This is a genomic window from Vibrio sp. 1249-1, assembly GCF_033340495.1.
Genome location: NZ_JAWOWJ010000004.1, coordinates 217,926 through 232,584, shown reverse-complemented (window position 1 = coordinate 232,584; position 14,659 = coordinate 217,926). Strand labels below are relative to the sequence as shown.

Here is a 14,659-nt window from a genome sequence, read left to right as displayed (position 1 = left end):
GTTCATTGGGTAATTGTCCTTTAAGAATGCAATCATGATGCTTGTTGCACTGAGCGTGAAGTCTATCAGTTGTTTGAAATGGATAAAACCATGTATTTTATGCGGAAAATAGACGTTTAAACCAACCCCAAAAGCCACTTGCTGAAGCCGGACGGGCTTCTTTACCTTGATAAAAACTTTGCATGAGTTCGGTTCTGAATGCATCAACGTCCATGCGTTTCATGACAAGTTCGTGCTGCAATGTATTTTGAGTCTGCTCGGCATGATCGTGCGCCAAGCTGAAATCCATATTTAAATAGCCTTGCGTGTATAACCAAAGGTGGGTGACTAAGATTAGGTCTTCAGCAGATTGGTTAGTAAACTTATCCGCGTGCTCATTACCCAAGGAGTCAGTCAGAACTTGCTGCATACGCTGGGTAGAGTGAGCATGTTGCTCGTAGTTAGCACTTGCTTCAATATGTGATTTGGTCAAAAGGCCAAGCAGGTGAAGAGTAGGTGCTGTTGTGGGTTTGTTCTCACAAACTTTTGTAAATAGTTGTGACTGTTCTTTTAACCAACGTCGCTTTGCTGCTTTATGTTCTTTAACAAAGGGGATTTCTTCAAATCCCATCTCTTGACTCAGTTCACTAAGAGACGTCATGGTTTTTTAGTTCCTTCACCGTTACTTCGATATGTTGATCATTGATATCAACAAAAATTGAGCTGCCAGTAATCATAACAGAAAGGCTAGTACCTCGGTCAAGATGCTGACAAATCAAGTCGATAGCGTCATAGTCAAAGCTCTCTACGTTGACGGGAAGCATTGAGAACTTTCCTGACATTTTGTCCCACCAGACAGCCGCTTTGGTGTTATAAGTGTAAACTTTTACATGCTTTGCGAGGCGAGAAGCTTTCTTAATTCTGTCTGGTTCTGGTTCGCCAATTTCAATCCAGTGAGTAATGCTTTGATCATCGCCAACATGCCATAAATCAGGCTCTTCAATCGTAGAGAGTCCTTTTGTAAACTCTAGATTGCTTTGAGCATTTAAACAGTAAGCTAGAATGCGAGCCAACATTCGTTGCGGCTTTTCAGAAGGGTGAAGGGCGATAGTTAGATTTTTAGAATCGTAATAGTCATTATTCATATCGGAAATGGCGATACGAAATTTGTAAATGGTTGGTTTAAGAGCCATAGATTTATATCGTTTTGTTGGCAAAATAAGTTTTAGGCAAAAAAATAGCCAGCTTTAAAAGCTGGCTATCGTATCAAATTCTTTAAGAATTAAAGTACTTTGATTTGCTCTGCTTGAGGGCCTTTTTGGCCTTGAGAGATAACAAATTCTACTTTCTGGCCTTCAACTAGAGTACGGAAGCCGTCACCAGTGATTGCAGAGAAGTGAGCAAATACGTCAGGACCGTTTTCTTGTTGAATGAAACCGAAGCCTTTAGTTTCGTTGAACCACTTAACTGTGCCAGTAGCTGTGTTAGACATGTCTATTTCCTAAATATCTAAATAATGTAATCTTTCGCCTCAACGGCGCTTATAGCGTGGAAAAATAAATTGCTATTGCGTACCACAGGACGACGGGTTACAAGTAATCCAACGAAATGTGAAAACAAAGAACTTTCTTTCTAGCCGTGTTTGAGTCTAGGTTAATTCCACGAAGAGTCAACATATATTAGTGCTTTATGGACAAATATTTGTATTTAGTCACTATTTAACCAGCATGTTTTTGATTAAATTTCAAATAAATGACGGTGATGTGAAGTTTTTTAGCATAAAATTCAACTAAATCTATAAATTTGACTTATTTATATAATTATTGTCCAATCTGGTTCGACCATTAAGGAGGATTTATGGCAAAGCGTAAAATCAGTCCTCAACCGAGTGGCTCACAACATGAGACCGACTTCGGCAGAGGTGAAATCAAAGATAACGCGTTAAAAGCGGTTGTTACCAGTCAGCTGTTCCAAACACGAGTCGTTAAAGCGAAAAAAGGTAAAGGTAGCTTCAGCCGTAAAATGAAGCATAGAGGCAAAGAGCCCTATTCAAAGTTCTCCCCAAGGTGGATTTTGAATAGGGCTTTTTTATTGGTACTAGGTGTTTGCAAAACTGATGATATTCAATTTTTTAGTACCAGATAAGTTATTCCTAATTTATCATGTACTGCTTCAACTGCTTCAACTGCTTCAGCGAACCAGGCGTTGAAAGTACCAATTAAGTACTAAAACTTACTAAGTTAGATTCATATCAATAAGCGTCACTTCCTGTCTTATGCAACTCTACTATATCTTTAGTCTAATCAAACAGCCGAGATTATGGTTTAAAAAGACTGGTGAGAAGTAGGTATGTCATCGACGAGTTATGGTACTTATGGTTGCAAATGTAAAAAAGCGTGTGCTTCTTTATTACTACTGTGGCTGTCCATTTGTCCGATGGCGCATGCGCACAAATCAGAGTCTCATTCTTTAATTGTTGCTAACTCCAAAGCGTGGAAGCCGTTCTCTTACCTTAGCCCAGATGGTGAACCTAAAGGTATTTTAATCGACTTTTGGAAAGAGTACGCGGCGAACAACCAAATTGACGTTCAGTTTCTCCTTTTGGATTGGGATGCTTCTTTGCAAGCCGTAAAAGAGGGTAAGGCTGACTTTCACGGAGGACTTGTCTACTCGCCCGAAAGAGCGAAGTATATGGACTTTGGCGCCGTCATAATGCCTATCCAAACCAAATTGTACGTAAATAAAGATGTACTTTCGGTTGATATCAGGAGTGTTTTAACTGGCGAAATGACGCTGCCAATTGGCGTTGTTAAAGGAAGTTACGAGTCTGAGTTTGTTCAGACGAATTATCCGAATGCACCTATCGCAGAATACATTAACAATGATTCGATGATACAAGCCGCCGTCGATAAAAAGGTGCTGTACTTTGTTGCAGACCTGCAAGTTGCTAACTTTTATATGGCAACCACGCCGGGAGCGGGTATGTTTGTCCCGACAATTAGCTTATATAGTAAAGATCTTCGGATTGCAGCAGGAATGCACAGTGCAACTTCCATTTTAGAGGTATCAAGAGCGTTTGAAAAAGTCATCGATACGGATCGTGAGCGGATCCTCACCCGTTGGAGTGTGGTGAAAACGGTTTATCCACTTTATCTTTTCCCTATTGCTATTTTCATTATGGCGATTGCAACGCTTTATCATATTTTTGCCCTCAAACGTATGGTTGCTCTTCGGACAAGGCAATTAACGATTGCCAATCAGCAATTGCTGGAGATGACGTTGACGGATTCTCTCACAAAGCTATACAACCGTAGACACCTGATTGAGCAATTGGCGCTACTGAATCATTTGAAGCGAAACTTAACGGTGATGGTGTTTGATATTGATGATTTTAAATCAATCAATGATCGATATGGCCACCTTGCTGGAGACCGAGCAATAGTTGCCATCGCAGAAGCCGCTAAGTCGATGACTGATGACCGAATGACATTGGCGAGAATTGGAGGAGAAGAGTTCGCACTCGTTACGTCGTCTCTGTCAGAGCGAGAAGCACTCAATTTTGCCAATATGCTTTGTAAAGCCGTTTACGATCAGCCTGTTATACTGGGCGGACAAGCAATTCATTTGAGTATCAGTTTGGGCTGTGCTTACTATCCTGAGTTTACCCACATCGTGAGCTTGCAAGATGCTGACGAGTTGATGTATCAAGGTAAGTCTGAAGGAAAGAATCGTGCAGTTTTCCAAGTTATAACAGACTGTCAGCTTCAACCTGCGCTTCGTCAAGTGAATTAGATCTCGTTAATTCAACTATACTTCAAACCGTCCTCAAGCCTCAAAGTTTTAGTCAGAGTAACGTGGTAAGCGTTAACGATCACGTTGCGTTGTTTTCTTTGAGGCCAATTTGCGTACAAATACTTGCACTTTCATATATATAACCCCCCACCTGCTCACGTTTTTATCATAGAAGCAGTAATTGTTTTAAAGTGATAAGCGATTTCTTGGTAAAGATCAGAACCCCTGTCTACACTCAGTGTAAAGTAATGCATATAAAGTATGATGCATACAGTGTTGTACAAAAACAATTAAAGAAGATAAGAAATAAGTTGGCTTGAGAAGGACGGGGAATGAACAACGAATGCTTTGCTAGGTTCCGAGCTGTCACGGATGAACTGTCAATGAAAGAATCGTTGTCAGTTGGGAAAGACCCTTATGCTCACTATCTCAAAGATATTGTGGGCATTGATTTGTTGTCTCGTGAAGAGGAGTTGCATTACGCCAAACTTAATCGAGCTGGTGATGAAGAAGCGCGCGAAATGTTGATTGAGTCTAATCTTCGACTTGTTGTGAAAATCGCAAAAGGCTACCTCAAACGGCCAGGCAATAACTTTACTCTGCTCGATTTAATAGAAGAAGGTAACATTGGTTTGATAAAAGCGGTCGATAAATTCGATCCTGAGCCAGGCTACCGTTTTTCTACTTATGCGGTATGGTGGATTCGCGAGAATATAGAAGCGGCATTAATGAACAATGGCCGCACGGTACGTTTACCTGCTCATGTGTGCAAAGAGATAAATAGCCTGGCTTTAAAAAAGCTAGATGCGTCAAAAAGTGAGAGCAAGGAGTTGTCTATTTCTGAACTCTCACGCTGCTCAGGGGTGACAGCAGAACGTATAGATGAACTTGTTGCTCTAAGTGGTTTTATTGATGTATCGACCACTGCGGACCTACATCGTGTTCCATTTGTTCTTGAACTGTGTGAAAGTGAGTACACGCCAGATCCACAACAAGACTGTGAAAACCAGTGCTTTACTCAAGCCATTGAAAATATTATTAAAACTTTGCCAACTAAGTTGCAGAAAGTCTTAATCCATCGATTCGGATTATTTGACCAGAGAGTGAAAACCTTGTCGGAAATAGGCTTGTTGTTAAACGTGTCTAACGAGCGTGTTCGTCAGATGCAGATAGAGGCGGTTGAACGCGTGCAGAAACGTCTCCGATTCGATGGTTGGGTTTAAGATTTTTAGCCCCTTATCCTAGCCGATTAATTTACTGGCTTGCTACTCTGTTCTTCCGTAAGTAACAGCAGCTCAAGCTGTGCTTTAGCTGCTGCCTCCAATCTCCATACACTCAATAATCGGTTAAGTGCTGCGCGATAAGTACGACTTTTGAGTAAAAAAGCGAGCGTACTTGTGTAGTTGTTTACGACTTGCGCTTGTGTCTCGACTAATGCGGTTTTGTTTTCGATGTCGATGTGTTGAAGGTTAAAGTCAGGAAGAAACGCACACTCATACCATACCTCTACAATTTCACGAATTTCGAGTTCTTCTTCAGGCACGTCGAAGTCTTGTAACTGGTAGTTTTCTGGTATCGTTGATAAATAAACCACATCCAATTTGTCTGCAACAAATGTATACATCGGATTCCTTAGTGTACGCGCTTACAGAGTAAATAGTCTCATCGTTTACATTTTTGTCAATGACCGTGCTCAATTATGAATGATGAACCACACCACATTCCGAACTTAACTTAGACTTTTTAAGTACTTATCGGTTAACCCGAAATACTTCAAGTTGCCATCTGGCTCCAAGACTAAGCTCATATTGGAAGTAGAGATCATGCCCGGATCATTCGTTGAGAAAATAACGGTCTTATTGAGTAGTTTGTCGCTGAATAACCGCTTGAAGTAGTGCGAGTTTTCTTGCTCTGCACCATTAAATGGCTCGTCAATGATAATCAAAGATTGTTCGCAGTTGCCTAGTCCTAATGCGAGCCGCAGCCTTTGTTGAATACCATTTGGTAAACTTTTGCAGATATCAACGCTCAATTGAGTGTCCAGGCCTTGTGGCAACCATGTATCGAGCTCAAAGAAACTCACCATTTCACGCATTTTTTCTGTTGGGATTAACCCATTATGCAAGATGAAGTTAGTCTCCAAGGAGCCTTCAAAAATATGCAGGTTAAACGGGATGTAGTTAATCGAGGTTCGATAGCGGTAACTGTTGAATTGTTTGATGTTATAACCGTCCACCGAAACTGAGCCTTGATAGCGTTCCTCTAGCCCAGCGATAATAGAAATGAGCGTCGTTTTACCGCAACCTGTTGGTCCACAAATCACAACTTTTGCGCCCGGTGGAATTTTAAAACCAAGATTAGTTAAACCTGTTGCCGCACCACTATAACGATGGCTCACACCAGAGCCGACGATACTACCTTGAAATAGGCGAATAGGGGGGCTTTTCTCTAACGTTAGCTTATCGTCATTCATCGCCATAAGGTTGTTGATTTGCGCAGAAGACGCCTTAATGGATTGGAACTTAGAAATAGAGTTGTAGATGCCCATAATAGGCCCCAACGCCTTCCAGACTAAAATTACGGTAGCGAGCATTGCACCTGCATCGGAGGTGCCGTCCATCACGCTGATAACGGCCGCGACGATACTTGCGGTACCAATAACCTGAATCAAACTTCCGCCTGCTGCCTGAACCCTGCTATTAGTCACTGAAACATGTTCTGCATCGTTGGTGCTTTGTAAATGCGATGCGCTAAAGCGGGACTGGATAACACGCAACAATGGCAAGCCTTGGATGGTTTTTATACCACGAAGAATCTCATTCCATTGGTAAGAAACCATGGCGTTGGCGCGAGAGCTCTTGGACGTGGCTTGCGAGTAGATGTAACGAGAATAAACACAGAACACCAACATTAGAATCAACCCCGCCATAACGACTAGCGCTGCGGTACCAGACATAAGAGCAATGGCAATAATGAATACGATAACAAACGGCATGTCGAAGTAGCTTAATGTTGACTCTGCGGTTACCAAACGGCGGAAAGTGTCGATGTCTTTCAAACGCGCTAACTGAGAAGAGACACCAGCGGTAGATGTCATCGAATAAGGAAGCCACAACAGTTTGGATATTACGTTTTGAGAAATATGCACCGCCAAATCCTTCCCTGATGTGGCGATGATGTTGACCCGCATTTTCTTGAAAAAGTATTCCGAGAACCCAACAATCACAGCAAATAACGTGAGCCAATAAAGCGTGGCTTGCGAGCTAGAGGTTAAGGCGAAGTTGTACACACTCATAATAAAAAAGGGCTGGAGTGCGCCGAGAATACTGACCACGAAGCTGAGGATAATCAGGCTCTTGAGTTCATTGTTGTAGCGATAAAACGCGTATTTAATCCAGTTACTGCGGTCTTGAGATTCAGGTGGCGGCTCTCGGAACAAGCGCGAGTATTCGCTGATCGAGACCAACAAGCATGGCTTTTTGCAGAGCGGGTATTCAATGGTGTTGTTATTGGTGTAATCAAACAGGATCAGCTTGCCGTCTTTGGTGCCCAAGAAAATCGCAGTGAGGTTTTCTATCTCGATAAAACAAGGATGAGGGTGCCCCTCGATGTGCTCCAACGTTTTTAATTTGGTGACGTCACAACGGTAACCAAGGCGTTCAATGGTGGCTATAAAACTGTCGCTGTCTTTTGGTTTAGGGATAAAAGCGTCACTGAGGATAGAAGGCGTGCCTTCCCATTCAAGCGCAATGAGGGTGTAAGCTAAACCACGAATCAAAGGTGACTGATTGTATCGCTCATCATAACTGCGAGCCTCAAAGTCCAACAAGCGTTGAGGGACATTATTAAAATCAACCAAAATACTCATTGGTCACCTCCGGTAAGTTTGACGCGTTTGAGGCGATGATTGAGTTTGTCCATCTTGTTGCTGACGATGATGAGGATTTTGTCGTTGGCGCGATAGGCGGTGCTGGTCAAAACCAATCGAGCAAAGTCGTCATCATAAACACAGTCGATGTCGTCGAAGATCAACACACGTTTGTTCGCGAGTAAGGCACGCACTAACAACAAGGCATAAGTGACTTGGCGCGAGAATGGGTTGCGTAAATGTCCTTTAAGCTCGGTGTAAAAACCAGCGGGAAGGGCATCGATTTGTGCCTTGATGTTCATGGTTTCGCAAAGCGCAAATGCCGTGTTATTTAAGCTCGGGCGGAAACAAGTCAAGTTGTCGATGATGGTGCCTTCGACGAACGAACTGGTTTTGTCGACCATGAGCACGCTATTACGCCAGACGTTGTAGTTGACGTCATCGAGCGGTGTCTCGTTGATTTGGATATCGAGCTTGCTGTCGGTGTTTTGCCGCGTAATGCAATTGGCGAGGTGGGTTTTACCTGCGCCGCTTTTCCCCGTCAGCAAGTAAGCCTGACCGCATTCAAACTCAATGCGTTGTTTTTCCGAATACTTCACCGAGATGCGCTCGACTTCTGTCGTGTCATTTTGTTGTTCTACAGATGCAGCAAGTTCAAGCAGCTCGGCGATACGTTGAATATGAAGCTTGTTCAACTCCCAGCGGCTCACCGTGCGCATTATTTGCTGGTATGGCGCGAAGTAGCGGTTGGTAAGCATGATGATAGCAGCCATGATGCCTTGGCTAGATTGCATGTTGATAACTGCCGTTGCCAAAACCACCACCACACAAGCTATGGAGAGCTGTTGTATGAGCGACAAGATAAGGCTGAAGTTCGATTCGATTTGCTCATATTTGATGTTCTCGACTTCACGTTCTTCCACCATTTGTGTCATGAGGCTCTCAACGCGATATTCCATATTGCGCGCTTTGATATCGAGTGGGCTAGAGATGATCTCGATGATTTTAGAAGTAGTTAAGCCTTCGATGTCGGATTTGTTTTCTAAGCTGTTGATTTTCTGCTTAGATAGGCTCAGTGCGAACACCGCCAAAATGATGGAGGCGAGCAAGATGGTCACTCCCGCCCAAATGTTGATCACACCGATAATCAGAATGGTCAGTATGCTGACGGCAAGGTTGATCAATGCCCGTACAGATTCTCCGCCAAAGAAGGATTTAATCTCGGGAATGGTGGCAATACGCTCTAAGTATTCACCGGGTTCTAGGCGACGAAACTTCGATATCTCAGCCAAACAGATGGATTGAAACACCTTGTTGGTTAAGTTGGTTTCGAATTGCTTCATGATCACCGACGAAATCTTCTCTTCCTGATTCTTTAAGTGATAGTCGAGGAAGATGGTGATCAAGATAATGGCAAACAGAAGAAACAGCGTGTCTTTGGCTTGGTTAGGTAAAACTCGGTCAAAGATAATCAGAATCGAAAAGGGCAGTACTAAACCAAACAGCGTCGAGATGACCGTGGAGAAAGTCAGGTAACACTTGTCAGCAAAGTTAATCTTTTGGGAAAAATGCTCAGTTTGCATTGCGACCTCCTTTCTTAATCGATGGTTTGGAGAGAAGGTGTTTTGGAACTAAGTCTTGACTGCTTCTGCCTTCGATATCGCTCATCAACTGCATGATGCTTTCGATGGATTGCACCGACAGCATGCCTTTGATTTGCTCAAGATTGATCGATTCAATGATGTAGTCATAACGCGCGCTCTCGTAATCACGTAGCGCGCTAAACAGTTTACTTTCCGCTGCCAGTAAGTCGGTAATGGTTCGCGTACCAAGCTGGTAAGCGCGTTGAATGCCTTTGTAGGAAGCGTAGTTGGCTCGGATGATGTTCTCGTAACTGCTAATTGCGCGGGAGAAGTCATTAATGTTGAGTACCGAGGTGTTAACGCTATTGCGCGTCGTGAACAACGAATCTTGGTACAGTAGTTCCGTTCGCTCGATAGCAGTCGACGATTTTTGATAACCGTAGTAATCCGAACCACCGGAGAAAATCGGCACATTCAAGTTCAAACCGACGCTGGTGGAATTACTGTCCCCTGTTGCGGTTGGGTCGGTTCGGTCATAGTTGTTCGCATCGTCGTAACGGTAACTGGCAGAGAGCGATACGGTCGGCACAAAGTTTGAACCGCTTTCTTTCAAGCCTCTTCGGCTGCGCTCTACCGTCTTCTTCGCAACCAATAAGTCGTTATTTAGCTTCAAAGCTTGCTCAAGAATCGCGCGTTGTTCGGATTCGCTGATTTCCGCCAAGGGCACGCTTTCGTAGATGTCCTGCGATGGGGTGACTGGGTATTGAACTTGAATCTCTAAACCGTTCAAAATCACACGTCGGTCTTTCTCTAGGGTTCTTAAGCGATTGGCAATGCCTTCTTTCTGAGCAATCACCTCATACAACTCGCTCGCCGCAGTGTTGCCAAGTTCCACGTTGCGACGCATTTGGCGCTCACGTGTTTCAGACGATTTAAGCTCAACTTTGGTGGCTTTGATTTGCGCGTTGTTTTTCAGGTACTCGAAATATTGCGTCGCGATTTCAGAAATAGTGCTCTGGATTTTGTTCTCGTGTTTGATTTCTTCAATGTTGAAATCAAGCTTCGCGGTGCCGTATTTGAAGATGTCGCCAAGGTTAAACACCGATTGAGATAAAGACACGCTGTAGCTGTTTGAGTTGTAGCTAGAACGCGTATCCGGTGTTCCCGTTAATATGGTCTCGTTTTCATTCCATGTTGTATCAGCGGCACCGTTTAAAGAAGGCAGGAACTTAGAACGGCTAATGTCGATGTTGTATTCGTTTTCTTCCACGCCTTTGTCACTAGCGCGCAGAGATAAATTGTTTTCCAAGCCGAGTTTGACCGCCTCAAGCAAGGTGGTCGCCATTGCCGAAGGAGCATTGCTCAATGTAAGCGCTGCCAATACGCAGCTAGTTAAGTTTCTGTACCGCCACATACTTGTTGATCACCTTGATGATTTCGTCGTTTTTATAAGGTTTGCTGATCACGTAATCCATTCCAGCTTCGATACAAGCTTGGTGTTCATTACTGCTGGTCAATGCTGTCGCGCCTATGATGGTGCAAGGGTTTTGTCCGCTCTCTTGTTCGTATTGTCGAATGCGTTTGGTTGCTTCAATACCGCCCATGCCAGGCATGATGCAGTCCATAAAAATGATGTCCGAGCGCTGATTCATGAAGTGCTGAACAGCGTCTGCGCCATCGTCAACGGTGTCGGCTTCGTATTCTTGCTTGCTCAAAATACGTTTGAGTAGAATCTGTTGAACACGGTCATCTTCCACAATCAGGAATGAGCTGTTCTCCATCTGATCTTCTGAGGCTTCCGCTTCCATGATTGCTAAAAGATTGGGGATAAACTCATACGGAATCGCAGGGGAGTTCAGAATCTTGTCGACAAAGGTATGGCTCTCTTGCGCTTGCTGAGTGCTAGTGACCGAGAGCAGCAACTTGGTGTTCGGGTGATTGCGCAGTTGCGATTTCACCGTTTTGCTCAGTGAGGGCAGCTTGTTTGGCTCGAACGTGTCGGTCAGCATGATGGCATCGTATTCGCCAAAGGTTTTTGCCGCAGAGAAGAGTTCGTTCGGCGTTCGAATTGGCGTAATCTCTAAGCCCAAGTTGACTAACATTTTGCTCATCACATCAATGCGCAGCTGAGAGTTGGCACACAGTAATAGGCGCTTATTGTCGAAGCGAGTTTTCTCGGTGTGGAAGCTTTTGGCTTTCAAATCGAGCTGAATTTGAAAACGTTCCTGATTGCCCGATTGATACCAATGGCTCTCGTAATAGCCATAATCTTTCAACACGCTTTTCGCCAAATCGTCTTTGGTTGCAGTGTGCTGTTTATGGTCGCTCCAGTGTAGGGTATTGAGCTTGGCAAGCGGCACATCCAGCGTGGTTAAGAAGTTTAGATTGATGGTCAGGCGGGTATTTTCAATGTCTGACGCCGCACCTGATTCAATGGTGACAAACAGTTTCTTGTCGGCTTTGAGTTGGATGGCATTTGATAGCTGAAGGAACAACACCCAGAATAAGCTGGTGGATTGTCCTTCAACACGGTTTGGTAAGTTATCTGAGATAAAGCAGTCTAGCTCACCTTCATTTCGCTGCACTTTGGAACTGATGTGAATCATCAATTCAGACAGTACATTCAGCAGTGAAAACTCTTTCGATTTGCTCTCGGTCCCTTGTGAAATGAGTCGGTTGTAGTTCTCTGCCAATTCAGACAGGGTATTGGCAGCCGAGGTTATATCTTGCGCCATCAACACGCCGCTCTCATCGGTCTCTTGAACGAGATATTGCACGCCGCCGTTAATGGTGTTGGTGATGCCACGAATCTCGTAACCAATCAGAGCATAGAGCTGCTTGTAGAGATCGTTATTGCGTTTTTGTTCTTCGAGTTTGCTGAAAATCAGTTTTAGGTGAGAGTAGATCTGACGCTGCTTCGGATTGATGCTCACTTCATTCAGCAACTCTTCCAACCTTTGTAAATCCAGTTGTTTGAGCTCTTGATAAAGCTCATCGAATTCTTGGTCAATGTCACGCTCATTCGAGCTAGATTTTTTCAGCTTAAGGATTGCCACCAAGTTCGATAGCACTGCGATACCAACCAGTACGACAACGACCACAAACAACCAAATGAAGAACTCGTTTTTCTCCATCATTAGGTCGCTCGCATGGTTGTTAAATATGGTCCGGTAGTTGTCGTCCATTTGTAGGTAGTTATTGGTGAGCGAGAGATACAGTGCCAACACATCGTCGCGTGTTTTTTGGCTGTCTGAGAAGCGATTGATTGCCAGTTCAAGCTGCGTGTATTCGGTCGCGCCCACCAAGCTAAACTCGGTTTTGTTGAGTGACGCGAGCGACTTAAATTGGTCAATTTCGTCTTTCAGAACCTCAAAATCAAGCTCTGTTGTACTGCAATAACGTGCGCTTAAACAGCGTTGAAGCGTTTGAATATCAAACTCGATAGTTTGGTTGAGTAGTTGAGCTTGAACCAAAAGAGGCGCGTTTTGCACTTTCTCGACTGAATCCACTTTGTCCCAAGAGATATACAAATAAAAGGCGAGGGCAGCCAGCATCAAGCTGAAAGCAATGCTTAGGCGCATAACAGGAACGGAAATATTGTAAGAAGGCTTGCTACTCATCCATCACCTCTCATCGAATGCGTCTTCGATAGCCGACATAACCGGCTTCGCTGCGTATTCGATAACCCGGCGTGAACCTGTTTTCACGTCTGCGGTAAACTCCATATAAGGGGACAGCTTGTATTGTGTACCTCCGCGCTCTAGATAGTTTTGACTGATTTGGATTTCCGCGAGGTAGAATTCAGCGTCTTCTTCTTCATAAGAAGAACGGCTGATCGATGCAATTCGACCTTCCAAAAATCCGTATTTGGCAAAGTTGTAGGTATCCATCTTCACTTTGACCGCTTGTCCGATTTCTACAAAACCCATGTCTTTACGCGGGATCTTCGCCTCTCCATGAAGGGCGTTATTGATCGGTGCAATGTCCGCGATGCTTTCACCTGGCGGTATCACAGCGGAGCGGAAGTTGAAGTGCACTTTATCTACTACACCGTCAATAGGGGCGTAAACCACGAGGCGATCCACTTTATCTGAGTGTTGAGGACGTAATATACGTTTCAACTTTAAGTCCTTGTTTGCTTGAATGATTTGTGCTTGATACTCGGCATTACGATTTTCCACCAAGTCTCGGTACTGCTTCTCTAGTTTGTCGAGTTGGAAGCGCTCATTCATGACCGACTCATCAAGGTTTTCTATCTCACGCACCATGTTTGACTCTTGAACCTGCATATTCAGAACATCGACGTAAGACGCCATTTCCTCTTTGTACAAGGTGTTCTTAATATTGAGCTGCTTGCGTATCAAGGAGAGCTGGTTCTCGGAGCTTTTACGGCGCTTGAGCATTGAATCAATAAGCGAATTCTTATGTTGGATATCGTGAGTGATCAACTCTTCATTGGAACGGTTTTTAGAAAATTCTTGCTGCCAGGTATTCATGTTGACTTGCACTAATTCTGGGTAGTTTTCGATGTAGGCAGAAAAATTGGGTTCCACCATATCGCGCAGGCTTTCGTAACGAATCTTGTCTAGCTCTAGCTGAATGATCTCTGTGTTTACCGTATCGAGTTGAGTGTTTCTATCCAGAGAGCGAAGGCGTGCAATAGGCTGACCTTCGTAAACTACTTCGCCTTTGCGCACTAGCATTTCTTCTAGAATACCGCCTTCAAGGTGTTGCACTTTTTCGATGTCAGATTCGAGCAATAGCTCACCGCGCACCGACACCACAATGTCGATACGAGCCTGAGATGCCACGGCGATAGCCACCATGGAAAGCAAAAAGATAACCAGCAAGGTTTTGTGTACGCTGGTCATTGCACTGGCTAGCACGATTGTATCGTCTGTTGTTACCTTCGAAGCTTCGTTGTTCGAAACGAGCGCCTTTTTGAGGTGATGTTCTATTTGCTTATTACTCATGAGCCACCCCTACGATTCACTACCTGTGCGGCTATCGATTGAATTTTCGATTTTTAACAGCTGGCTAATTTGTTTGTTTACGTTGTTAAGCTCGGTTTTAACGTCCTCGATCAATTCATTAGGAGCAGGGAAATGGTGTTTGTTTAAGTGTTCAATCTTTGCCAATTTTGGTGGTAAGTCGTCATCACATAACAAGACGAGAATGGTCTTTAGTCTTTTTGAATAACATCTGAGTGCTTCAAAACGGTTTTGTTTATGCAGCATCTCAATATCAATCCCTGCGTCACTGAAATCTTGGTAAAAATCGCCTAATAGCAATTGCAGCCCTTTATGGCTGTTGTCGACTGAGCGCAACAGATTTGTCATATTTATCATTATCCCACCGCACTAATTGCTTTAATGACAACAAGTAAGGATCTTTATACTGGGTTTTCAAATTTTTTTGTTTTTATGGAACTCGAAAG

At 43.9% G+C, this 14,659-nt stretch carries 13 protein-coding genes; 3 read left to right on the top strand and 10 right to left on the bottom strand.

Annotated features, from left to right (window positions below):
- Positions 1–97: 97 nt before the first annotated feature.
- From R7Z50_RS09950 to R7Z50_RS09940, 3 genes are all read right to left on the bottom strand, one after another.
- Positions 98–640 carry a hypothetical protein gene (locus R7Z50_RS09950; protein WP_017635869.1) on the bottom strand — a complete coding sequence of 181 codons (543 nt, stop codon included), beginning with the start codon at positions 638–640 and terminating at the stop codon, positions 98–100.
- Positions 627–1,172, bottom strand: a complete 546-nt coding sequence (locus R7Z50_RS09945) for a YaeQ family protein (RefSeq protein WP_005375627.1) — start codon at positions 1,170–1,172, stop codon at positions 627–629. Before R7Z50_RS09945 ends, R7Z50_RS09950 begins: the two co-directional genes overlap by 14 nt.
- Positions 1,173–1,261: 89 nt before the next feature.
- Entirely contained in the window at positions 1,262–1,471 is a 210-nt protein-coding gene (locus tag R7Z50_RS09940) for a cold-shock protein (RefSeq protein WP_005375625.1), read from the bottom strand.
- A 365-nt stretch (positions 1,472–1,836) separates the two neighbouring features.
- On the opposite strand from R7Z50_RS09940, the gene R7Z50_RS09935 reads away from it, so the two are divergent.
- From R7Z50_RS09935 to R7Z50_RS09925, 3 genes are all read left to right on the top strand, one after another.
- Positions 1,837–2,124, top strand: coding sequence for an alternative ribosome-rescue factor A (locus R7Z50_RS09935; RefSeq protein WP_017821594.1), 288 nt, complete (start codon positions 1,837–1,839; stop codon positions 2,122–2,124).
- A 204-nt stretch (positions 2,125–2,328) separates the two neighbouring features.
- Positions 2,329–3,771, top strand: a complete 1,443-nt coding sequence (locus R7Z50_RS09930; RefSeq protein WP_132936358.1) for a diguanylate cyclase domain-containing protein — start codon at positions 2,329–2,331, stop codon at positions 3,769–3,771.
- Positions 3,772–4,103: 332 nt separating this feature from the next.
- A complete protein-coding gene (locus tag R7Z50_RS09925) occupies positions 4,104–4,994 on the top strand; it encodes an RNA polymerase sigma factor RpoD/SigA (RefSeq protein WP_213965125.1) in 891 nt (296 codons plus the stop codon).
- A gap of 26 nt (positions 4,995–5,020) precedes the next feature.
- On the opposite strand, the gene R7Z50_RS09920 is transcribed toward R7Z50_RS09925, so the two are convergent.
- The 7 genes from R7Z50_RS09920 to R7Z50_RS09890 all read right to left on the bottom strand — a co-directional run bounded on the left by R7Z50_RS09920 (position 5,021) and on the right by R7Z50_RS09890 (position 14,573).
- Positions 5,021–5,395 carry a hypothetical protein gene (locus R7Z50_RS09920; protein ID WP_005375619.1) on the bottom strand — a complete coding sequence of 125 codons (375 nt, stop codon included), beginning with the start codon at positions 5,393–5,395 and terminating at the stop codon, positions 5,021–5,023.
- A gap of 105 nt (positions 5,396–5,500) precedes the next feature.
- On the bottom strand, positions 5,501–7,639 hold the full coding sequence (locus tag R7Z50_RS09915; protein ID WP_213965126.1) for an ATP-binding cassette domain-containing protein: 2,139 nt from the start codon (positions 7,637–7,639) through the stop codon (positions 5,501–5,503).
- The gene (locus tag R7Z50_RS09910; protein ID WP_318149051.1) at positions 7,636–9,222 is read right to left on the bottom strand and encodes an ABC transporter transmembrane domain-containing protein; all 1,587 of its coding nucleotides are present in this window, start codon (positions 9,220–9,222) and stop codon (positions 7,636–7,638) included. Before R7Z50_RS09910 ends, R7Z50_RS09915 begins: the two co-directional genes overlap by 4 nt.
- A complete protein-coding gene (locus R7Z50_RS09905) occupies positions 9,212–10,636 on the bottom strand; it encodes a TolC family protein (protein ID WP_213965127.1) in 1,425 nt (474 codons plus the stop codon). The genes R7Z50_RS09910 and R7Z50_RS09905 overlap by 11 nt, the downstream gene beginning before the upstream one ends.
- Positions 10,611–12,842, bottom strand: coding sequence for a response regulator (locus R7Z50_RS09900; protein ID WP_213965128.1), 2,232 nt, complete (start codon positions 12,840–12,842; stop codon positions 10,611–10,613). Before R7Z50_RS09900 ends, R7Z50_RS09905 begins: the two co-directional genes overlap by 26 nt.
- 3 nt (positions 12,843–12,845) lie before the next feature.
- Positions 12,846–14,195, bottom strand: coding sequence for an HlyD family type I secretion periplasmic adaptor subunit (locus tag R7Z50_RS09895; protein WP_318149050.1), 1,350 nt, complete (start codon positions 14,193–14,195; stop codon positions 12,846–12,848).
- Positions 14,196–14,204: 9 nt separating this feature from the next.
- The gene (locus R7Z50_RS09890) at positions 14,205–14,573 is read right to left on the bottom strand and encodes a hypothetical protein (protein ID WP_025998718.1); all 369 of its coding nucleotides are present in this window, start codon (positions 14,571–14,573) and stop codon (positions 14,205–14,207) included.
- Between the last annotated feature and the right edge of the window lie 86 nt (positions 14,574–14,659).